The organism is Chryseobacterium electrogenes, from assembly GCF_053553015.1.
This window is the reverse complement of the sequence record NZ_JBNPPB010000002.1, coordinates 2,475,851-2,498,901: the sequence shown is the minus strand read 5'-3', so window position 1 is coordinate 2,498,901 and position 23,051 is coordinate 2,475,851. Positions and strand designations below refer to the sequence as shown.

Below are 23,051 nucleotides of genomic sequence, written 5' to 3'. Positions count from 1 at the left end.
TATGTTTCAACAACTTACACCGATCACCAAAAATATTATCATTATTAATGTTGTCCTTTTTATCGCGACTTTTTTACTCGGAGAATATGGCATATCATTAGTGCAATGGCTGGCAGCTTTTTTCCCGTTGTCGCCTAATTTTCATTCTTGGCAAATTATCACGCACATGTTTATGCATGACAACAATGGTATCGCTCATATTCTATTTAACATGATGACATTGTGGAGTTTTGGTCCTGTATTGGAGCAGGTTTTGGGACCTAAAAAATTTACGATACTTTATTTTGCTGCAGGTCTAGGAGGTTTTGCTTTGTATAATTTGATTAATTTTTATGAAGTCAATCAATTAACGAATTTTCTAACCTCACAAGATTTTAATATTAGAGATATTTATAAATATGCTGATTTTAATTACACGGGAAATATGCCAATAAATTCTAATTCTGTAGAAGTCAAAGATGCTGCACAACATCTTTACAGTATGCTTTCTACACCAATGTTAGGCGCTTCTGGTGCGATTTTTGGTATTGTAGCTGCGTTTGCTACATTATTCCCAAATGCCAAATTGATGTTTATGTTTATCCCCGCTCCGGTTAAGGCTAAATATCTTTTGCCGGTAATTATCTTGATCTCACTATTCTTAGGTGTGGGACAATTTAGTTGGGATAACGTAGCGCATTTTGCCCATCTAGGTGGCGCATTAATAGGTTTCTTGTATATCAGAAACTGGAAGAAACATAATCCTTACATCGGTGGCTAAATGAAGATTTTAAGATTTATTATATTACTAATCCATATCCCAATAATCCTTGCATTATTAGCGGGGCTATTGAATGCTTATATTCCTCCAAAAACATTCGGGATGCTTAATTTAATTTCTTTAGGCTTTCCTGTGTTGATGTTTTTCAATCTATTATTTTGTCTTTTTTGGATAATTTCTTGGAAGAAAAGAGCGGCGGTATTTTTACTATTATCAATATTATTAATTACGCCAACAAGGCGATGGATTAATTATTCTAAAACTTCAACAGAAGCTTCAGACCTTAAGATTATTACTTTCAATATAAAAAATAGTACTTTAGGAAAATCTGAAATCGAAAATTATTTAGAAAATTCTGGAGCTGATATTTTATTATTACAGGAAGCAACAGACATACTAAATCTTAAAAGCTATCCTTACAAAATTGAAAATTATTCTCTTCTAAAGTTTTATTCAAAATATCCGATAACAAAACAAGAAGACCTGAAGACTAATGTTCTTAATGGTAATTCTGCTTACGCTGATATTAATATTAAAGGTAAAATGATCCGTTTTATGAACCTTTATATGGAACCCTTTTACCTAGAAAAAGAAATGGTAAAGCCATCTTCTGATCTTACTGTAAATGAAAGAAAATTAAAAGATCTTATCAAGCGCCTCATCCCAACCTTTAAGGAACATCAGACTCAATTAGACAACACGATGGATCCCGTTAATAATTCGCCCTATCCTGTTGTTTTTGTAGGCGATTTTAATGCTGTGCCTAACTCTTACGAGTATTATAAAGCCAAAGGAAATCTACAAGATGTTTTTCTTAAGGTAGGCTCTGGAAGTAGTACTAGTTTTCATGATTTTAAATTCCCAATTCCTATCGATCATATTTTCACATCAGAAAGCCTTAAGCCATTGAGTTATAAAGTCGATAGAAGTGTTAAAATTTCTGATCATTATCCAGTTATTGCTACATTTAAGATCCAATAATTACTTATGAAGTTTTCACTACTTTTTGCCGTTCTTATTATAATACTATCGTGTTCTAAAAATACTGATAACGCAGATGATGCCAATTATCCGGACAAAAACTTTGTTAAAATAAAATATGATACCACGGTAATAGATTCTTTCTCTCCAGGTGCTACTCCTAACAATATGAAGCCTAAGGTTATCATTCTAAAAGATTCTTTATCCGAAAAGAAAAAAGAGCTTGAGTCCAAGATTAAAGCTTTGGAAAAGCAAAAAGAAGCCGACAAAGAAAAGGAGAAAAAGAAGCAAGAAGAGAAAGCCAAAGAGTTACCAAAACCTATTTCTACGACAACAACAGAACCATAAAAATTAAAAAAGCGCCTGATAAATCAAGCGCTTTTCTTATTTCGACAAAAAGGAAATCTTACATTCCTTCTTCTTCACCTTTCATTTTTTCTGCATTTTCTGCCATGATTACCGCGTCTATCATTTCGCTGATGTCACCATTCATGTAAGCATCTAGATTATACATAGACTTGTTAATTCTGTGATCTGTCACACGACCTTGCGGATAATTGTACGTTTTAATTTTCGCAGAACGGTCACCTGTAGATACCATAGATTTTCTTTGTGCAGCGATATCACCTTGTACCTTTTGTAACTCGATATCGTATAACTTGGTACGTAGCATCTCCATCGCCAACTCACGGTTAGCCAGCTGAGAACGTGCTTGTTGACAAACAACAACCATCCCAGACGGTTTGTGTGTTAATTGCACTTTAGTTTCTACCTTGTTAACGTTCTGTCCACCAGCACCACCAGAACGAGACGTTTGCATCTCGATATCTGCAGGATTAAGTTCAAAATCTACTTCTTCAGCCTCTGGTAAAACAGCAATCGTTATCGCAGATGTATGCACACGACCTTGAGATTCAGTCTCTGGGACACGCTGTACACGATGCACACCAGACTCGAATTTCATCACACCATACACGCCATCGCCTTCTACCTTCATGATTAATTCTTTGTAGCCTTTTGCCGCTTCATTAGAATCTGTCACTTCATGTTTCCAACCTTTAGTTTTAAAATACATGCTGTACATTCTGTAGACATCTTCCACAAAAATAGCAGCTTCGTCACCTCCAGTACCAGCTCTAAGTTCTACAATGACGTTTTTATCATCAGCGGGATCTTTTGGGATCAGCAAAACCTTCAACTCTTCTTCCAAAGCAGGAAGTTTATCCAGAGCCTCACCTTTCTCCAATTTAGCAAGATCCACCATATCTCTATCAGAGCCATCGGCAATGATTTCTTCGGCTTCTTCTATGTTATTAAGAGCTCCTTTATACTCATCAAAAACTCTTACAATCTTTCCCAGATCGCTATATTCTTTGTTGAGAGAAGAGTATCTTTTTTGGTCCATAATCACATCAGGTTGTATGATGAGATCGGCAACCTCGTTATATCGTTGTTTTATCGCTTCCAGTTTCGGAATTAAAGATTTTGACATCGTTAAATTTTAAGTACGCAAAAATACGAAATTTCAGATTAATAATGATTGGGCTGTGTCCCTAAGTTTTCCAAAGCGCATTTCTTTACAAAAACTTAGGGTCGGTCTACGGGCAGTCGCTGTTCTGGATGGCACTTCTGGTATGCCTTGCATCATCCAAAACGAGCTCCAACAATGCCCTTCGTCCTCACAGAGCTAAGCGGGTAATAGACATTTTAAGTTTAATAATTGTTTATATTTCTCAATTTTATAGAGACAAACACTTAGGAAACATTAGTTTTCATATTATTTTAACAAAAAAAAAACGTTTTCAAAAATTTGAAAACGTTTCATATATATTGTTTCGCTTTGAGTGCAATTCTCAATTAACGACAATTGCCAATCTTAGTGGTGATGACCGTGTGCAGGCTTCTCTCCTGCAGGTCTTTCGTAGATAACTTCTACACCTTCTTGCTCATACAATTTCTTGTATCTTACTTGCTCTGGATCAAAGCTTTTATTGATTTTTCCAAAATATTCTGCAACACCCTCTGTTAACCAAAGTGGCACAATGTAAGTTGCGAACATAAAAATACACCAAAATCCAGCGATAAACATTGCGAAGAAATAAACAGTCCACAAAAACTGGTAAAAAGGCCAAAATGCTGATAACATCATTTTCTTATATATTTAAGGCAAAAATAGAACATTTTTCTTTTTTGACAAAGTTTTTAATCTTCTATTTTTTAGTTTATAATCATTCAAAAAAATTAGTGTGCTAGATTTGCAAAGAAATCATTGCCTTTATCATCGGTAATAATAAACGCTGGGAAATCCTTGATTTCGATTTTCCTTACCGCTTCCATGCCTAGCTCCTCAAAATCAACAACTTCTACAGACTTGATATTTTCTTTAGCCAAAATTGCCGCTGGCCCTCCGATAGAACCGAGGTAAAAACCTCCGTATTTACCACAAGCATTAGTCACATCTTGGCTACGGTTACCTTTGGCTAGCATAATCATACTTCCACCATTCGCCTGGAATTCGTCCACATAAACATCCATTCTACCTGCTGTTGTTGGCCCAAAACTTCCAGAAGGCATTCCCTCAGGGGTTTTTGCTGGTCCTGCATAATAGATTGGGTGATTTTTAAAATACTCAGGCATTGGTTTACCCGCGTCTAATAATTCTTTAATCTTAGCGTGTGCAATATCTCTCGCCACGATTAATGTTCCATTCAGCTTTAATCGGGTTTTGATTGGATATTGAGATAATTCAGCCAAAACTTCTTTCATTGGTCGATTAAGATCTATCACCACGGCTTCTTCCAAATGTGGTGGCGTAGCTGGTAAAAACCTCTCTGGATTAGTTTCTAACTGCTCTAAGAAAACGCCGTCTTTGGTAATTTTACCTTTGATATTTCTATCGGCAGAGCAAGAAACACCCATCCCTACAGGACAAGATGCTGCATGACGAGGTAATCTGATCACACGAACATCGTGCGTTAAATATTTTCCACCAAACTGTGCACCAATGCTACTTTTTTGACAAATTTCTTGTACGCGTTTTTCCCATTCTAGATCACGGAAAGCTTGACCGCCCATGTTTCCTTCTGTAGGAAGATTATCATAATATCCTGCACTCGCCTTTTTTACAGCCGCTAAATTAGCTTCGGCAGAAGTCCCTCCAATCACTAAAGCCAAGTGATACGGTGGACAAGCTGCAGTACCTAGATCCATAATTCTTTCTTTAACAAAAGCCTCTAGAGAAGCATCGTTCAACAAAGATTTGGTCTTTTGGTATAAGAACGTCTTATTGGCAGAACCGCCTCCTTTCGCTAAAAACAAAAATTTATAAGCATCACCTTCTTCAGCATAAATATCAATCTGAGCAGGCAAATTAGAACCAGAATTTTTCTCCTCAAACATCGTTAAAGGAACAATCTGGGAATATCTTAAATTTTGTTCTTGATAGGTGTTGTAAATTCCTTTAGAAATCCACTCCGCATCGTTAGCACCCGTAAAAACATTTTCGCCTTTTTTAGCAGAGCAAATCGCTGTGCCTGTATCTTGGCAAGACGGCAAAGCACCTTGTATTGCTACTGCGGCATTCTGCAATAGATTATAAGCCACGAAACGATCGTTATCTGTTGCTTCTGGATCGTCGATGATATTTTTTAATTTTTGTAAATGCGAAGACCTCAACATAAAAGAAACGTCTTTTAGGGCGTTTTCTGCTAAGATTTCCAAAGCTTTAGGATCTACAACTAAGACATCTCGGTCTCCAAGTTTTTCGACTTTTACGTAATCCGAAGTTAATTTTTTATACTGTGTATCGTCTTTTAGAATAGGAAATGGCTCCTGATACTTAAATTCCATATCGTTATTTTTCTGAAAAATTTAATCTTGTAAAATTACAGATTGAATAGGCCTTTAGTCTTAAAAAATGAGTAAAATCAGCTAATTTGTAATCGTTATAAATTGGCTCGGGTTTTTATTCTTCTTAACTTTAGCTGTTGAACAAATAGACATTTATCATCAATCATATTAAGTTAAATAAGTTAAAATCAAAAACCAATACATAAAATTTTACAATGAATTACAGAATAGAACATGACACGATGGGCGAAGTACAAGTCCCTGCTGATAAGTATTGGGGCGCACAAACGGAGCGCTCTCGCAACAATTTCAAAATCGGTCCTGAAGGCTCAATGCCACACGAGATTATTGAAGCTTTTGCTTATCTTAAAAAAGCAGCAGCCTTTGCTAATACAGATCTAGGCGTTCTTACTGCCGAAAAAAGAGATATGATTGCTAAAGTCTGTGATGAAATTCTAGAAGGAAACCTCAATGACCAATTTCCATTGGTTATTTGGCAAACCGGTTCAGGCACGCAATCTAATATGAATCTTAACGAGGTAATTTCTAACAGATCTCACGTTAATAACGGCGGAATTTTAGGTGAAAAATCAGAAATCCACCCTAATGATGATGTTAACAAATCTCAGTCTTCTAACGACACTTATCCTACAGCGATGCACATTGCCGCTTATAAAAAAGTAGTAGAGCAAACCATCCCAGCCGTTGAGAAACTAAAAAATACGTTGAAGGAAAAATCCGAAGCTTTTAAAGACATTGTAAAAATCGGAAGAACGCACCTTATGGATGCAACGCCTTTAACTTTAGGTCAAGAATTTTCTGGTTATGCAGCACAATTAGAATATGGATTAAGAGCTTTGAAAAATACTTTACCTCATCTTTCTGAACTCGCTTTGGGCGGAACAGCCGTCGGAACTGGATTGAATACCCCGAAAGGTTATGATGTAAAAGTCGCTGAATACATTGCAAAATTTACCAATTTGCCTTTAGTTACTGCAGAAAACAAATTTGAAGCTTTGGCGGCGCACGATGCCATTGTAGAATCTCACGGCGCTCTAAAACAATTGGCAGTGTCTTTATATAAAATTGCACAAGATATCCGATTGCTAGCTTCGGGGCCGAGATCTGGAATTGGCGAAATTCATATTCCAGAGAATGAGCCTGGTTCTTCTATCATGCCAGGAAAAGTAAATCCAACACAAAATGAGGCTTTAACAATGGTTTGCGCTCAAGTTCTCGGAAACGATACAACGATTTCTTTTGCGGGAACACAAGGAAATTATGAACTGAATGTTTTCAAACCTGTGATGGCCTACAACTTTTTACAATCTGCGCAGTTAATTGCGGATGCTTGTATTTCTTTCAATGATCATTGCGCGGTAGGCATCGAGCCTAATTTGCAAAGAATCAAAGAATTGGTAGACAAATCATTAATGCTTGTCACTGCACTCAACACACACATCGGCTACGAAAATGCAGCAAAAATTGCTAAAACCGCTCACAAAAATGGAACGACTTTAAAAGAAGAAGCCATTAATCTTGGCTTGGTCACTGCCGAACAATTCGATGAATGGGTAAAACCCGAAGATATGGTTGGCGGATTGAAATAGAAATTAGATGTGAGATTTTAAAACTTCCTCATTAACAAAAGGAAATTATTACAAAAAAAAATCAATACTAAAAAACCTTTGGTAATACCAAAGGTTTTTTAGTATTGATTTTTGATAGAACAAGTATTAAAAATTATATTTTTAAATGAAAATAGTAATTTTGTGTTTACATAAAAATGCAAAATTTTATTAAAAATGGTTTGAAATTTGGTACATATACAAAATAACAAAACATAAAATATGACTTTACAAGAACAATTAACAAAGTTAGCAGACCAAAAAAACTATCCAAGTATTACGATTTCCTTTAATACACATAGGACTTCTCCAGACAATTTACAAGATGCAATTAAGTTAAAAAATGCTGTTAAAGAAGCTGAAGAAAGATTATTAAAAGAATTTGATAACAAAAGAGATATCGCAGAGGTTTTACAAAAGTTAAGCGATCTACCTGATGAAGTGGATGCTTCTAAAAACATAGAAAGTCTGCATATATTCATTTCAAAAAATACAAAAGAAATTGTCCGTACGACTTGGCCCGTTAAAAATGAGGGTGTATGGATAGATGATAATTTTGCCATTAGACCACTAATAAAAGCTGTAAACAGAACAGAAGAATATCTAGTTCTATATTTAACCCAAAAAGGCGTCCACTTATATGAAGCTAAAGATGATATTATAGAAAACGAAATTATCAACGAAGATTTCCCTTTCACAGAATCCAAATATAATTTAAATCATGTCTTTGCTGACTTAAGATCGGATTCTTTACAAGAAAATAGGCTTAAAAACTTCATAAATCAAGTAGATAAAGCGGTTCAAAGAATAGATAACTCTTACTCTACACCTATATTAGTAGTTTCTGTAGCAGATAATTATAGTTATCTGTTAGATGAGGCAGATCAGCCATCTATATATATTGGAAATGTTTCAACTGATTTCAATTCTCCTACACAAAAGCACGAATTTATGGCAGAGGCTTGGGAATTCATCAAACAAAGACAGCAGCAATACAGAACTTTAGCCATAGAAGAAATGCAAGAAGCGGTGAGCAAAGGTCAAGTCCTAACCGATCTGTTAGAAATATACCAAGCTGCAATAGACGGACGAGGCGATATATTAATTGTACATCAAGATTATGAACAACCTGTTAGAATGGTAAACGACAGAATCTTTGAACTTGTGGATGATCCTACGGAAATTGATGTGATAGACGATATCACCAGTAATATTGCGTGGGAAGTTATTTCGAAGAAAGGCAAAGTGATTTTTACCAGCCAAGAAGAAATTAAAGATCTTGGGAAAATAGTGCTAAAAACCAGATATTAATTTTATTTTGAATGATTCAAAGAAAAGAGATTTTACATTTAAATAAACATAAAAAACTCCGAGAATAAATTTCGGAGTTTTTTTTATGTTTAAACTAAAAGCATTGATTATTTAAAATCAGCATCTTTAGCGTCGTTTAATTTATAAGATTTCACATCCCATTTAAGATCTTGTCCCATCATAGATTGAGAAATTGTGAATGGTAACTTAACACCATCAACATCCTTATAATTACTATAATTTTCTGGAATAGTTACTTCTTTATCGCCCATTTTTTGAACTTGAGTCATACCTATTTTAAGACCAGTTTTTACGCTGTAATAGTAAGTTGTGCTTCCGTTTTTGATAGAGTAAGAATCTTCATCATTAAATTTTTCTATAGCACCAACTTTCAAGTTAGCATTTTTAGCAAAACTTAATTCTGGAATTGCAGTCGCTTCGCTTAAAAAATACTTCTTAAGCTCTTCTGGTAAAGGCATTGTCTGACCTTGTACAGACATATTACCTTCTTTACCATCAAAAGCTATTTTCTGCACTGCATTACCCATCATACCGATAGAAAACAAAACTTTGCTACCATTAGCAACTACTTTTTTGTAATCCAAGACCATACCTTGTATAGTTCCTGTCGCATCTATTGCAATTGACTTTACAATTTCTACTTTTGCTTTACCTCCAATCGCCGTGATATATTTGTCAACAACTTGTGCTACGGAAACATCTACTTTTTGAGCAACAGGCTTAGCTATTTTGTTGGCATCTTTATCATAATAGTTAACCGCAAATCCAAGTTTCTCTACGCTATCCGCAACTTCTGAAGCTTTACCTGCTACAATAACTCTACTCTGGCCAGGTAGGATATTAGCTTTAGCTGCATTTTGAACATCAGCAATTGTTACGTTATCGATAGACTTAAGATAGTTAGTATAAAAACTTTTAGGTAAATTATAAATCTCAGAATTAACTGCAAAACGAGCCATAGTTTCTGGTCTTTCCATAGAACGGATAAAGTCACCTTTCAACTTAGCTTTTGCGTTGGCTAATTCTTCTGGTTTTATGGTTGCTATACCTTTTAGTTCATTTAAAAATTCGGTGATTGCTTTATCAGTCACTTCATTTCTTACGCTTGCATCTGCAGAAAACTCAGGAGAATATTTTGATGTGCTCAAAGAAGAATAAGCGCCATAAGTAAAGGCATTTTTCTCTCTAAGGTTCATAAACAAACGTGCTTCTCCTCCGCCACCAAGAATATAGTTGGCGATTGTTGCTGCAAAATACTGAGGATCTTTCATCTGAAGTGTCGTCACATTACCAACAGAAATTACAGATTGCACCGCTGATGGCACATCGATTAACTCTATTTCTGTTTTGGCAACATTTTTAATTGGTTCTACCGCAGGGATAACTGTGTTAGATTTTTTCCAAGTACCAAATTTTGCTTCGATAAGTTTTTTAACCTCATCATATTTAACATCACCAACGACTACTAGATAAGCGTTGTTAGGAGCAAAATATTTGCTGTAAGCGTCTTGTACATCTTTTAACTGAATAGCATTGATGCTAGCTTCAGTTTCGAACTCACCTCTCGCTGAGTTTTTACCATAAATAATGGCATTAGAAACTTTGCTTGCTATAGAAGTCGCATTTTTTTCGTCTCCTTTAAGGCCTTCAATACTTCTTTCTTTAGATTTTTGAACTTCGTCTGCAGAGAATTTTGGATTAATTGCCGCATCTGCCATCAACCCCAAAATTTCTGGGAAATATTTTGACAAAGTATTAGAGAAAGCACCTCCAGAACTAAATCTGATACTTGCTCCCAAGAAATCTACTCTTTTGTTGAAATCATCTTTAGTAATAGATGTTGTCCCATTTCCTAATTGACTTGCCATAATCCCGTTAACACCTACAATGTTACCTTCGAAAACTGGAGGTCTATCCATTGACAATGTTACGTTAACTTTAGGTAGCTTATGATTCTCTACCACCATTACCGTAAGACCATTGCTTAGCTTAAAAGTTTTAGGCGTTGCGATGTTAATACTAGGTGTAGGCCCAGCTTTTGGCATTGTATTGACATCTATTTTCTGAGCCGTTATCATTCCTGAAATCAGAAAACTTGCGGCTATATATGTTAGTTGCTTTTTCATTTGATTATTTTTTTTCAGGTAGATAATTGATAATTACTCTTTGGTTAGGATTAAGATACTTTTTCGCTGCATTTTGAAGATCTTGCTTCGTTACAGAACGATAAATATCAATCTGCTTATTAATCAAATTAGTATCACCATAAAGCACATTATATGTAGCCAAAGAACTCGCAATACCCTCGATGCTAGAGTTAGCATTGACAAATTGATTCTCTACAACATTCTGAAGTTTTTGATAATCTTCGTCAGAGATCAAAGCTGTCTGTAGTTTTGTGATTTCTGCATCTATATCTTTCTGTAGAACATCTTTGCTGGTTGCTCCCATTGGGATTGCAAAAACTGCAAAAATACCGTAATCTTCTAGACCTAAGTTAATCGCTTGTACTTCTAAAGCTTTCTTCTCTTGATCTACCAATTTCTTGTAAAGAACTGAGGATTTACCATTGCTCAAGTAAGTAGAAAGCATGCTTAATGCATAAGATTCTTTATCACGGCTGCCTGGTACTCTATATGAGAAAAGGTAAGCAGGAAGCTGAGTATTAGGATCATGCCATGTTACTTCTTTAGATTGAGTAATTGGATCTTCTTTAATACTTGTTCTTTTAACTTCTGGTCCTTTTGGGATAGATCCATAGTAATCATTAATCCAAGCTTTAGTCTGATCTACTTTAAAATCTCCTGCTACAACCAATGTTGCATTGTTAGGAACATAGTATTTTTTAAAGAAATCCTGAAACTCGCTTAGTTTTGCACTGTTAAGATCCTCCATTGTACCAATAGTTGTCCAACGGTACGGATGCTTTACGAAAAGATTATTCTGTAAAGATGTCAACAAGTTACCATAAGGCTGGTTGTCCATACGTAATCTCTTCTCTTCTTTTACGACCTCACGCTGCGTGTCTACTCCTATCTGGTTAATAATTGGTTGACGAAGTCTATCTGCTTCCATCCAAAGACCTAACTGTAGATTGTTAGATGGGAACGTTTCGTAATAGTAAGTTCTATCATTAGTCGTATTGGCATTGTTAGTACCTCCGTTAGAAGACACTACCTTAAACCATTCTCCCCTCTTGATATTAGTCGTTCCTTCAAACAATAAATGTTCAAAAAAATGCGCAAATCCACTTCTGCCAGGTTCTTCATCTTTTGCACCAACATGATACATAACGCCTGTAGTCACTACGGGAGCAGAATTATCTTGGTGCAGAATAACATGCATACCATTCGGAAGGTTATATTCTTCGAATTTAATTTCTTGTGCATTCATCATCATTCCTAAGAATGCTAATGTTGCTGTTGATAATAATTTTATTTTCATTTTTAACATTGTTAACAATATGATATTAGTAACAAAAATAAGCTTTTCGTTACAAAAAAGCTTATTAAATTGATTCAATTGATGTAAAATATTGACTTGTTTCTATACAACTTGTGCGAAATAATCCTCCAATTCTTTTAAGGTTTCTGGCGAAGTCTGAATATCTTTCACTAACTCACCTTTGTTAAGAACAACAATTCTTTCTGAGATCTCTGTTGTGTGTGCCAGATCATGACTCGATATTAAAAAAGTTGAATCATAATTCTGTGACCATTCTCGGATTAGATTCTTAAGTTTTACCTGAGTTGTAGGATCAAGATTGGCAAAAGGCTCATCCAAAACAATGACTTCTGGCTTGCCTATTAATGCGCCAACAATGCCAACTTTCTTCATATTTCCTTTAGAAAGATCTCGGATATATTTTTTTGAGTCTAAAATTTCTCCATTAAAAAACTCTAAAAACCCTTGCAAAAACTCATCCACACTGGCTTTATTCTGACCACGCAATTCTCCTAAGAAATAAAAATATTCTTCGGGTGTGAGATAACCAATTAAGAAACTTTCGTCTATAAAAGCGGACACTTTATTTTTCCAAATTTCGGATTCGTTCACTTTATCATTATCAATTTTCACAAAACCTGTAGAAGCCTGAATTAAATCTAAAATCAAGCTAAACAAAGTTGTCTTTCCTGCACCATTATTACCAACAAGACCAATGGTTTGATTTCTTGGTATTTCTAAATTTTCGATTTTCAAAACGGTTTTTTCGCCGTATGTTTTGGATAAATTATGTATTGATATCATTTTCTTTTGTATTAATTTGATTTTTTGAAGGCTACTAATGTGTCGTATTTTTCCTTTTTATAAAGCTTAACAATATAATCGAAGATTTTCTCTCTCAACAGAAATCCAATAATGCCTAAAATTGCAATAGCAGCAACACCTCCAACGGTTCCTAAGAAGTAATTAGCACCCCAAAAAACGACCATCGGAAGGAGCATTTTCGGTATTATTAACAGTATATTTTTCAAGCTAAAATTATTCTGCTGTCCCATAGATTTCTTGGCTGTGTTAAGATCCATTGGGTTTTTATTGTATGCACCAGACAACAAGGTAATCTGAGAATTAACACCAATATTATATAAACCTGCGGCAAAGAATGTAAGATAAACATCCCAGCCAAAATAAGCGTAAAACAAGGTTAAAACCATCGAAACTAAAGTAACAATTGTCACCAACCACCATTTGGCCTTCAGGTAATCTTTGTAAGGAACATTAAGCGTCATCATAAGTGGATAATAAGAACTGTCAAACGATGGCACGCGTTGTCCAAATAACATCTGGAAACCTCCCGTCACAAAAATCCCTAGAAACATCAACATATAAGGCGTTCTGTAAACTGGCGTAGAGAACATTAACAAACCATAAAACAAGAACAAAAATCCTCCAATTGCGATAGATTTCGCTGCTTTACTTCGTTTTAGCATTCGGATATCATTATTGATAAATGTGCCCATCATCCCGAATTTATTTAAAAACTGAATATTCTCTGTTTTGCCTTCTTCTTTTTTGATTTCTAAACCTTTATCGAGATAAAAATTGTTTAAAATACTCTGATACGCTAATTTTAAAACCAATAAAAAAGCAACCAATGGTACAATAACCAACCAAGGCTGGCTGTAGAAAGCATAGATTAACTTCCCAGAAACATCCAGCAAGGATATAATATGATAATAATCTAATCCAATCAAGACGAAAAACAAAATGCCCAATGCATAAACCACAGTATCTTTGCCATTCATCAAAATATTAAGAACATTATTGAGGAAATATAAAAACATAATCGCCAATAGCCACCCAAAACTCCCCATAATACTATATCCTTTTACTAATAAAACGATCGTAAATGGCAAATAAATAAAAGCACTTCCCCAAGTGAAAAATGACAAAAAAGTCTTACTCAGAAGATAACCAACAAGCGTTTTCTTCTTAATATTCATCGTGAGAAATGGCTTGATATTCTGCGTAGGCATCTGCTGCATAAAATATCTGAACATCAGGTCGGCAAGAACTGCATAAATCACAAATCTGCTTACAAACTGAAGTGGCTCTACCTGCAACTCTTTCAAAGGATAGAAATAAGCCAAAATACTTACACCAGCAAAGCAAAGTAGAAAATAAATAATGAGAAAAATTTGCAAAATTTTCATAACCAGATTAGAGGCTAACGTGCCCGATCTGAAGAAATTTTTGATTTCTAGTCTTAAAAACTTTTTAAGCATGAATGTTGTTAATTTAGGTTTGGTTTAAAAATTTACATTTATCTTTAATCCATTAATTGAAACTTTTATGAAACATTCTATCATAATCTGTACACTTTTTATGTTTTGTCTAAACACAAAGCTAAAAGCGCAAACAAACTTCACAAAATGTCAAGATATTGCAATTTCTTTATTAATAAGTTCTGATTATTTTAAAAAAGTTACAAAAAACCGTGAAGAATTGATTAAAAAAAATGGCGGCAGTAATTTTGGCATCCAAGCATTATCCGAAGATTCTAAAAAAGTAACCTTAAATATAGTAGAACATTATCCAGATAGAGACATGACAACCAATTGGTTTATAGTTGATAAAAAATCTACCACACTTTATGAGCAATTTATGGATGACGAAATGCATAGAAATATCATCCCACTCACAGCTTCTCAAAAAAAATCTTTGAAAGCTGTTTGTCATTAATTATCAGACTTATCCACAACAAAAAACCAGCAACAAAGCGGTCAAAAAAAGCTTAGCCAAACAATTTGTGAACAACTTCATTTCTTGGGATTCTTAAAAGCTGTATCTTTGTAGAATGGCACAAAAAGAAACATTATCTTCATTGATACAAGGTAATTTTGCTCAAGAACTTTCTATCGCAGATGGCAAAATGCCACCCAACGCTGTTGATTTTGAGAAACTTGTAATCGGTACTTTTCTAATAGATAGAAAAGGACTAGATCATTCTATAGACCTTCTAACACCCGATGTTTTCTACGATCCTAGACATCAGGTCATCTTTACAGCCATCCTAAAATTATACGAAAACAACTCACCGATCGACCTTATGACCGTCATCCAAGAGTTGAAAAGAACAGAGAAACTTAGCAGCGGTGGTGGCGATCATTATATTATTGATCTTACCATGGGTGTGAGTTCTTCTGCGCATATTGAGTACCACGTAAGAGTTATTCTAGAGAAATTTATCCTAAGATCATTAATCAATGTTTCTGCTAATGTGATTGACAGTTCTTATAAAGAAACAACTGATGTATTCGAGTTGTTGGATAAGGCAGAACAATCGTTTTTTGAAATCACCAACGGAACCATCAAGAAAGGATTTGACACAGCTAATTCTTTGGTTAAAGAAGCCATCGAAAAAATTAAATCTCTTAAGGATAAAGAAGGACTTTCTGGTGTACCATCAGGATTTACGGCTTTGGATAAAGAAACTGGAGGTTGGCAAAACTCTGACCTTATTATTATAGCCGCTCGTCCAGCGATGGGTAAGACCGCTTTTATCTTATCTATGGCGAGAAATATCACCGTTGATAACAATATTCCTTTGGCGTTATTCTCTTTGGAGATGGCATCTGTACAGTTAATTACAAGGATGATTGCATCAGAAACGGGAATTTCTTCAGAAAATTTGAGAAAAGGAACAATGTCTGATCAAGAATGGCAAAGCCTATTCACCAATGTTTCTGCTTTAGAAAATGCACCACTTTATATTGATGAAACGCCTTCGCTTTCTATCTTTGACTTCCGTGCAAAATGCCGAAGACTTGTAATGCAACATGGCGTTAAAGTCATCATGGTAGATTACCTTCAGCTAATGACGGCAAGCTCTGGAAAAGGTGCCGGGAACCGTGAGCAAGAGATTGCGATGATTTCTCGATCTCTTAAAGCAATTGCTAAAGAACTAAATGTCCCTGTTATTGCATTGTCTCAGCTGTCAAGAACTGTAGAGACAAGACCGGGGAAACGCCCGATGTTGTCTGATCTTAGAGAATCTGGAGCGATTGAGCAAGATGCAGATATTGTATCTTTTATTTTCCGTCCAGAATATTATAAAATTGCCGTTTGGGATAATGACGAAGAAGGCGCCGAATCTCCAACTGAAAACCAAGCCGAAATCATCATTGCAAAACACCGTAACGGTGCAACAGCTGACGTAAGATTAGCCTTCCATAAGAACATTGGTAAGTTTGCAGATCTAGATACTTTAGGCGGAAGTTATTACTCTGGCAGCAATTTCGGAGGGGCAAGTCCATCTTCTGGTTTTGGAGGAAGCCCTCAAGAAACACCAGATTTTGGCAAAATTACCGTGACAGGAACTCCGGATTCTGCATTTGGTAATCCTACTTCTCCTTCTAGAGGACAGGTTTCTGGCTCTGCTATGAATGACAACGAAGATGACGACATGCCTTTTTAACGACTTCTACTTTAAGATTTGAAAATTAACATCTATACTGACGGCGCTTGTAGTGGTAACCCTGGCAAAGGAGGCTTTGGCATTTTGATGCGCGTCCCAGAAAAAAAATATCAGAAAACCTTTTCTACAGGCTTCAAATTAACCACTAATAACCGAATGGAGCTTATGGCGGTTGTGGTTGCTTTGTCTAAAATCAAAGAAGAAGGTCACGACGTTCATATCTTTACCGATAGCAAATATGTGTCGGATGCTATTAATAAAAGCTGGATTGCTGGCTGGATAAAACGAGGCTGGAAAAATGTTAAAAATCCAGATCTTTGGCAAGCTTTGTTACCATTAATTAAATTACATCAACCGCAATTTCATTGGATTAAAGGTCATGCCGGCCACACCGAAAATGAGTTATGCGATCAATTAGCCGTTAACGCATCCAAATCTACTAATCTACAAAGCGACGATTATTTTGAACAACAACAAAACGGCGGATTATTCTAAATTAAATACCTTCTTCTCTTTTTTTCGCCACACTCATAGCCCGGATTGAACGGCCTATTGGAGATCATTGTATAGATATTGCAAGGATTAAAGCTTGGGATATCTATAAAATAGCGACTAGTGAAAGCCGGATTAGCTTCTAAATAAGACTAGTTTTATAATTATTGAAATTGATATGCTATCTTTGTTATATGAATTATCTGGAAGCATTGCAATGGCGCTATTCTGTAAAGAAATTTAGCGGCGAAATGATAGACCCTCAAGCTCTGAAAAATATCTTAGAAGCTGCGAGATTATCCGTGAGTTCTCTAGGACTACAACCTTACAAGTTAGTGGTTGTAGAAAACGACGTAGAAAAGCAGAAATTAATCCCCGCATTCTACAATCCATCGCAAATTAGCACTTGCTCTCATCTGATTGCCATCATTGCAAAAACCAAAATTGATGCGCATTATGTGGATGCCTACTTTTCTCATATTGCCAAAGAACGAGGTATTGATATAGAGCAACTACAAGCGTTCCGGAAAAACATAGACTCTTTTGTACAGCATCACGACACAGAAAAATTATCTAACTGGTCAGAAAAACAAGCTTATATTGTATTAGGATCTATCATTATGGCAGCCGCACAAGAAACTGTAGACACCTGCCCAATGGAAGGTTACCGCCATGATATATTGGCAGAAATGCTAGATCTAGACCTTGGCGAAGAAAAGATTGCCGTGGTTGTAACATTGGGGAAAAGAGCGGAAGATGATGACTTTCAGAACTTCAAAAAAATTAGAAAACCAGAGGATAAATTCATTAAATTGATCTAAGCAAGTTATAAAATATGATAAAAACTGATGTTTTGGTAATAGGTTCGGGGATTTCCGGTCTGTCATACGCCATAAAAATTTCGGAACAACTACCAGACACTAAGATCATCATCGTAACCAAAGCAGATGAAGACGAAAGTAATACCAAATATGCTCAAGGCGGACTCGCCGTAGTAACGGACTTTTCTAAAGATAATTTTCAAAAACATATCGACGATACCATCCGTGCTGGCGATGGCGAAAACAATCCTGAAGTGGTAAAAATGGTCGTAGAAGAAGCACCTATCCGCTTTAAAGAAATTGTAGAATGGGGTGCGAAGTTTGACCAAGAAAATGGTAAGCTCGCTCTTGGACGAGAAGGTGGCCACACAGAAAACAGAATTGTTCATCATAAAGATATTACGGGATTCGAGATAGAGCGTGCTTTATTAGAAACCGTGAGAAACTCTCCTAACATCGAGATTTTACCCTATCATTATGTCATAGACCTCATCACACAGCACCATGTTCCTGGTAAAGAATTAGATCCTAACAATATTCACTGTTATGGCGCTTATGTCTTAGATGAAACTCAAAAACATATCAAAAAAATTACGTCCAAAATTACATTAGTAGCAACAGGCGGTGCTGGTCATGTGTATAAAAACACCACCAATCCTATTATTGCAACGGGCGACGGTATTGCCTTTGTAGCGCGTGCGCATGGCAAAGTGAGCAATATGCAATATTATCAGTTTCATCCAACGGCACTTTACAGCAAACTAGACGGGATGTTATTTCTTATTTCTGAGGCGGTAAGAGGAGATGGCGCAAAGCTTAGAACCAAAAACGGAAAGCCCTTCATGCAAAAGTATGATGAGCGAGAAGAGCTAGCATCTCGTGATATCGTAGCTAGAGCGATTGACAACGAAATGAAAACTACTGGTGACGAGTATGTTGGACTAGATTGCCGAGAGATGGATCATGACAAATTCCGAAACCATTTTCCTAATATATATAGTAAATGTCTTAGTGAGGGCGTAGATCCTTTCACGCAGTTAATCCCCGTTGTGCCTGCAGCACATTATCTCATGGGCGGTATTGATATTGATAGAGATGGACAATCTTCTATTAAAAATCTTTTTGCTGTTGGAGAATGTACTAATTCTGGACTTCACGGTGCTAATAGATTAGCGTCTAATTCTTTGTTAGAAGGTTTGGTTTTCGGTCATAATGCCGCGATAAAAACTGCTGAATTGCTTACAGAAAACTATTTTAATTTTGATGATCTTAAAGCCATCCCAGAGTGGGACGAAGAAGGCATGAAAATTATCGACGAAATGGTTCTTGTTACTTACCTCAGAAAACAATTACAAGAAATGATGAGCGATCTCGTAAGTATTGTTAGAAGTAATGAACGCCTTAAAATTGCTCAGAAAAAACATCAAGACATCACAGAAGCAGTTAATGAGTTGTACAACTACTCTATCCTTTCTCCTCAGTTGTCAGAGTTAAGAAATCTCGTAAGCGTTTCAGGATTAATCATCCAACAGTCTTTGGAAATGAAACAAAATAAAGGCGCTTTCTTTAATAAAGATTTTTCTAAAAATTAATATTAAACTTTTAAATTAAATCCTATTACTCCTCTTAAAATCAATACATAAAATGAAAAAACCATCATACGTAACCGACAAAGCCCTTAAGACGTTTATAAAAACGGCTATCGAAGAGGATGTTCACACTGGAGATCATTCTACTTTGGCAACCATTCCTAAAAATCTAGAACAAAAAGCTAAATTATTAGTGAAAGAAAACTGTATTTTGGCAGGCGTTGATATGGCGAAAGAAATTTTCAATTTTATTGATAAAGATCTAAAGCTCGAAGTTTTTATTAAAGATGGAGAACAAGCACAAGTCGGCGACGTCGCATTTCATGTTACAGGAAAAGCACAATCTATCTTATCAGCAGAGCGATTAGTTCTCAATTGTATGCAACGCATGAGTGGCATCGCAACTCTAACCCACGAATGGGATCAAAGATTAGTTGGTACTAAAACTAAATTACTAGACACCCGCAAAACAACACCTAACTTTAGAATCTGCGAAAAATGGGCGGTCGCCATTGGAGGAGGAACCAATCATCGTTATGGATTATATGACATGATTATGCTAAAAGATAATCACATAGATTATAACGGAAGTATCACCAATGCTGTTAAAATGGCAAAAGATTACATCGAAAAAAATAAATTATCCTTAAAAATAGAAGTAGAAACACGCAACCTTGATGAAGTTGAAGAAGCTATAAAAGCTCAAGTAGATAGGATTATGCTAGATAATATGAATATTGCAAGCATGACAGAAGCTGTGAAAATGATTAATGGACAATGCGAAACAGAAGCTTCTGGAGGAATAACAAGAGACCAACTAAAAGATGTTGCCAAAACTGGGGTTACTTATATTTCTGCAGGCGCGTTAACACATTCTGCAAACAATATAGACCTAAGCCTTAAAGCTTTAAAGTAAAACAACTAAGAAGAAAAATCTTAACATAATGTTAAAAAGTTAACATTCCGTTAAAATACAACTGCTTTTATTTGTCGAATTTTGCGGCATCAATAAAAAGTAAAAATGAAAAGTAATTTCAGAAAAAGATCATTAGCGGTAGTTATGACCCTAACCACTGCAAGCATCTATTTTGCACAGAATACTCAAGACACGGTTAAAACAAACCAAATTGAGGAAGTTATTTTAAAAGGAGTAACTGATATAGCTAAGGACAGAAAAACACCTGTTGCTGTATCAACTATAAAAGCTGCTCAAATTATCGAAAGAGTTGGTAACCAAGAATTAGTTGAAATTCTAAACACTACACCATCTGTCTATGCGACTAAAGGTGGAGGTGGATTTGGAGACTCTGGAATCACTTTACGTGGTTTCGAATCAAGAAACATTGCCGTAATGGTTAATGGTATGCCTGTTAACGATATGGAAGGTGGCACAGTATATATGTCAAACTGGACAGGATTATCAGACGTAACAAGCACTATGCAAGTACAAAGAGGTCTTGGATCTTCTAAATTAGCGATTGCTTCAGTTGGTGGTACCATGAACTTTATTACTCGTTCTGCAGATATGAAGCAAGGAGGGGTTGTAAGATTAGGTGTTGGTAATAATGATTACTTAAAGTCTTCTTTTGCATACAATACTGGTAAATCAGAAAAAGGTTGGTCTTCATCAATTTTAATGAGTAGACAAGCAGGTTCTACTTATATTCAGAATACCGATTATGAATCTTACGCATACTTTTTCGCATTAGGTTATCAGCCAAATCAAAAGCATAACTTACAATTCATGATGACTTCTGCACCGCAGTGGCATGATCAAAGAACTTTTGCTCCAACTATTGATGCTTATATCAAGTACAATCCTGATCATGATGGTACTCCAGATAGAACCTATAATTCAGACTTTGGATACTATACTAATCAAAATGGTAAAAGAGTTGCATTAGCTAATAGAGCTAATTATTATAGCAAGCCTGTAATGATGTTAAACTGGGATTGGACTATTAGTGAAAAATCTACATTAAGTACAGTTGCATACATGTCTAACGGCCGTGGTGGTGGTACAGGAGACCTTGGAAGAGTCGGTGGAAAAGGGATGACCAATTTTATTGATAATGAAGGTCATTTTGATTATGACAAAATTTTTGCTGCAAATGCTGCTGTAAATGTTAATACTGCTGCTGCAGGAAATACTCTAATAAGAAGATCTAGTATTAACTCTCATAACTGGTATGGGATTTTAGCTAACTTCCAGCATAAAATTAATGATAACTGGAACTTCTCTGTTGGTACAGATAACAGATATTATTATGGATACCATTATCAAGTTGTATCAGATCTTTATGGAGCATCTGGTTACAAAGATACTAACAACAAAAATATTCCTGCCAACATAGTAAGTAATTCATATGATTACAAAAAGTTATCTTGGAATCCTTTTGGAGGAAGCGCTGCGCCAATGCAAGATAGAGTTGCCTTCAGTAATGATGGAGAAGTATTATGGTATAGTGGATTTGGACAAATCGAATATTCTAAGAACAATCTATCTGCATTTTTACAAGGATCTGTCTCTAACCAAGGTTACCAAAGAATTGATAGCTTTGTAAATGATGGTGTAACAATACAACAAGGACAGACTGTCAATACAAAAACTGGATTTAAAAATCTATTCGGTTACACTGTTAAAGGGGGTGTTAATTACAATATCGATGAACACCATAATGTATTTGGTAATTTAGGATATTATAGCAAGCAGCCATTTATGAACTCTGTATATCCAAGTAACTTTCAGGTTCTAAATCCTACATTAACTAATGAAAAGATTTTTGGTGCAGAATTAGGTTACGGCTTCAAGTCTGCTAAATTTAACGCCAAAGTTAATTTATACAGAACTGAATGGAAAGACAGATGGTTCAGAAGATCAAACATTGATTTCGGAAATAGTATTAAAGGATATTCAGAAATCAGTGGTATCTCACAGCTTCACCAAGGTGTTGAGGTTGAGGCAACTTACAAAGTGAACAAATATTTGGAATTCGAAGGAATGTTCTCTTATGGAGATTACAAATACAAAGGAAATGCGACAGGATCTAACTTCCAAGAAGACAATACTCCAATCGAAACTAATGGTGCAACAACTTCTACTCTATATCTAGACAAAGTTAAAGTTGGTGGTACTAACAACAGTATTCCTCAGACAACAGCTTCATTAGGAGCAACAATTACTCCAGTTAAAGATTTCAGACTTTATGGTACTTGGCAATATGTTGGAAGAATCTATTCTTCTATGAATGTTGGAGATTTCTTAAAACCAGGAAACACAGCGTTACAATTACCTAACTTCAATCTTTTTAATGTAGGAGCATCTTATAAGATTAAGCTTAACGATAAGTCTCAATACTTTACAATCGGAGCAAACGTTTATAATTTACTTGACACAACATACATCCAAGATGGTGCAACAAATATCAAGACAAAGAAATTAGAAGACTTTAAAGATGTAAAAAACACTGGAGGTGTTGTAACATCTACTGCACAACAGCAATATGATGCTTATCAATCAACCTTATATAAAGGTATTGATCCATCTAACAGAGTATATTTTGGATTTGGAAGAACTTGGTCTGCAAACATTTCTTTCAACTTTTAATCTAATAAAACCACAAGTTTTAATAATACCTAATCCCGGCGTAAAGTCGGGATTTTTGTTATCTTTGCCTCAAA

At 35.5% G+C, this 23,051-nt stretch carries 19 protein-coding genes; 12 read left to right on the top strand and 7 right to left on the bottom strand.

Annotation, left to right across the window (positions count from 1 at the left end; translation table 11 throughout):
- The first annotated feature begins 1 nt into the window (after position 1).
- Genes ACQQ6V_RS11495 through ACQQ6V_RS11485 form a run of 3 tightly spaced genes read left to right on the top strand, consistent with a single transcriptional unit; the run spans position 2 to position 2,089 of the window.
- Positions 2-760, top strand: a complete 759-nt coding sequence (locus ACQQ6V_RS11495) for a rhomboid family intramembrane serine protease (protein ID WP_448845665.1) — start codon at positions 2-4, stop codon at positions 758-760.
- Positions 761-1,741: an endonuclease/exonuclease/phosphatase family protein gene (locus ACQQ6V_RS11490; protein ID WP_448845664.1), complete on the top strand. Its 981-nt coding sequence runs from the start codon at positions 761-763 to the stop codon at positions 1,739-1,741. It begins immediately after the preceding gene.
- A gap of 6 nt (positions 1,742-1,747) precedes the next feature.
- Complete coding sequence (locus tag ACQQ6V_RS11485; protein ID WP_448845663.1) at positions 1,748-2,089, top strand: hypothetical protein; 342 nt, start codon at positions 1,748-1,750, stop codon at positions 2,087-2,089.
- A 58-nt stretch (positions 2,090-2,147) separates the two neighbouring features.
- Here the strand turns inward: ACQQ6V_RS11485 and prfA are convergent, their stop codons facing one another.
- From prfA to ACQQ6V_RS11470, 3 genes are all read right to left on the bottom strand, one after another.
- Positions 2,148-3,233, bottom strand: a complete 1,086-nt coding sequence (gene prfA / locus ACQQ6V_RS11480; RefSeq protein WP_448845662.1) for a peptide chain release factor 1 — start codon at positions 3,231-3,233, stop codon at positions 2,148-2,150.
- Positions 3,234-3,617: 384 nt separating this feature from the next.
- On the bottom strand, positions 3,618-3,890 hold the full coding sequence (locus tag ACQQ6V_RS11475) for a hypothetical protein (RefSeq protein ID WP_448845661.1): 273 nt from the start codon (positions 3,888-3,890) through the stop codon (positions 3,618-3,620).
- A 92-nt stretch (positions 3,891-3,982) separates the two neighbouring features.
- Entirely contained in the window at positions 3,983-5,590 is a 1,608-nt protein-coding gene (locus ACQQ6V_RS11470) for a fumarate hydratase (protein ID WP_448845660.1), read from the bottom strand.
- Positions 5,591-5,805: 215 nt separating this feature from the next.
- Between ACQQ6V_RS11470 and fumC the strand changes: the two genes are divergently transcribed.
- Together fumC and ACQQ6V_RS11460 are read left to right on the top strand one after the other, a co-directional pair.
- Entirely contained in the window at positions 5,806-7,200 is a 1,395-nt protein-coding gene (gene fumC / locus ACQQ6V_RS11465; RefSeq protein ID WP_448845659.1) for a class II fumarate hydratase, read from the top strand.
- A gap of 240 nt (positions 7,201-7,440) precedes the next feature.
- The gene (locus ACQQ6V_RS11460; protein ID WP_448845658.1) at positions 7,441-8,529 is read left to right on the top strand and encodes a baeRF3 domain-containing protein; all 1,089 of its coding nucleotides are present in this window, start codon (positions 7,441-7,443) and stop codon (positions 8,527-8,529) included.
- A 107-nt stretch (positions 8,530-8,636) separates the two neighbouring features.
- Here the strand turns inward: ACQQ6V_RS11460 and ACQQ6V_RS11455 are convergent, their stop codons facing one another.
- From ACQQ6V_RS11455 to ACQQ6V_RS11440, 4 genes are all read right to left on the bottom strand, one after another.
- The gene (locus tag ACQQ6V_RS11455; RefSeq protein ID WP_448845657.1) at positions 8,637-10,676 is read right to left on the bottom strand and encodes a M16 family metallopeptidase; all 2,040 of its coding nucleotides are present in this window, start codon (positions 10,674-10,676) and stop codon (positions 8,637-8,639) included.
- A 4-nt stretch (positions 10,677-10,680) separates the two neighbouring features.
- Complete coding sequence (locus tag ACQQ6V_RS11450; RefSeq protein ID WP_448845656.1) at positions 10,681-11,994, bottom strand: M16 family metallopeptidase; 1,314 nt, start codon at positions 11,992-11,994, stop codon at positions 10,681-10,683.
- A 102-nt stretch (positions 11,995-12,096) separates the two neighbouring features.
- Positions 12,097-12,798, bottom strand: coding sequence for an ABC transporter ATP-binding protein (locus ACQQ6V_RS11445; protein ID WP_448845655.1), 702 nt, complete (start codon positions 12,796-12,798; stop codon positions 12,097-12,099).
- Between the two features lie 11 nt (positions 12,799-12,809).
- Complete coding sequence (locus ACQQ6V_RS11440) at positions 12,810-14,276, bottom strand: DUF5687 family protein (protein WP_448845654.1); 1,467 nt, start codon at positions 14,274-14,276, stop codon at positions 12,810-12,812.
- A 67-nt stretch (positions 14,277-14,343) separates the two neighbouring features.
- On the opposite strand from ACQQ6V_RS11440, the gene ACQQ6V_RS11435 reads away from it, so the two are divergent.
- The 7 genes from ACQQ6V_RS11435 (at position 14,344) to ACQQ6V_RS11405 (ending at position 22,977) form a co-directional block, all read left to right on the top strand.
- Positions 14,344-14,733, top strand: coding sequence for a hypothetical protein (locus ACQQ6V_RS11435; RefSeq protein WP_448845653.1), 390 nt, complete (start codon positions 14,344-14,346; stop codon positions 14,731-14,733).
- A gap of 115 nt (positions 14,734-14,848) precedes the next feature.
- Entirely contained in the window at positions 14,849-16,468 is a 1,620-nt protein-coding gene (gene dnaB, locus ACQQ6V_RS11430) for a replicative DNA helicase (protein ID WP_448845652.1), read from the top strand.
- Positions 16,469-16,486: 18 nt separating this feature from the next.
- The gene (gene rnhA, locus ACQQ6V_RS11425; RefSeq protein WP_448845651.1) at positions 16,487-16,963 is read left to right on the top strand and encodes a ribonuclease HI; all 477 of its coding nucleotides are present in this window, start codon (positions 16,487-16,489) and stop codon (positions 16,961-16,963) included.
- A 191-nt stretch (positions 16,964-17,154) separates the two neighbouring features.
- Positions 17,155-17,781, top strand: coding sequence for an NAD(P)H-dependent oxidoreductase (locus ACQQ6V_RS11420; RefSeq protein ID WP_448845650.1), 627 nt, complete (start codon positions 17,155-17,157; stop codon positions 17,779-17,781).
- Between the two features lie 14 nt (positions 17,782-17,795).
- Positions 17,796-19,373, top strand: coding sequence for an L-aspartate oxidase (gene nadB, locus ACQQ6V_RS11415; RefSeq protein WP_448845649.1), 1,578 nt, complete (start codon positions 17,796-17,798; stop codon positions 19,371-19,373).
- Positions 19,374-19,425: 52 nt separating this feature from the next.
- Positions 19,426-20,286 carry a carboxylating nicotinate-nucleotide diphosphorylase gene (nadC, locus tag ACQQ6V_RS11410; protein WP_448845648.1) on the top strand — a complete coding sequence of 287 codons (861 nt, stop codon included), beginning with the start codon at positions 19,426-19,428 and terminating at the stop codon, positions 20,284-20,286.
- Between the two features lie 105 nt (positions 20,287-20,391).
- Positions 20,392-22,977, top strand: coding sequence for a TonB-dependent receptor (locus ACQQ6V_RS11405; protein ID WP_448845647.1), 2,586 nt, complete (start codon positions 20,392-20,394; stop codon positions 22,975-22,977).
- Positions 22,978-23,051: the final 74 nt, after the last annotated feature.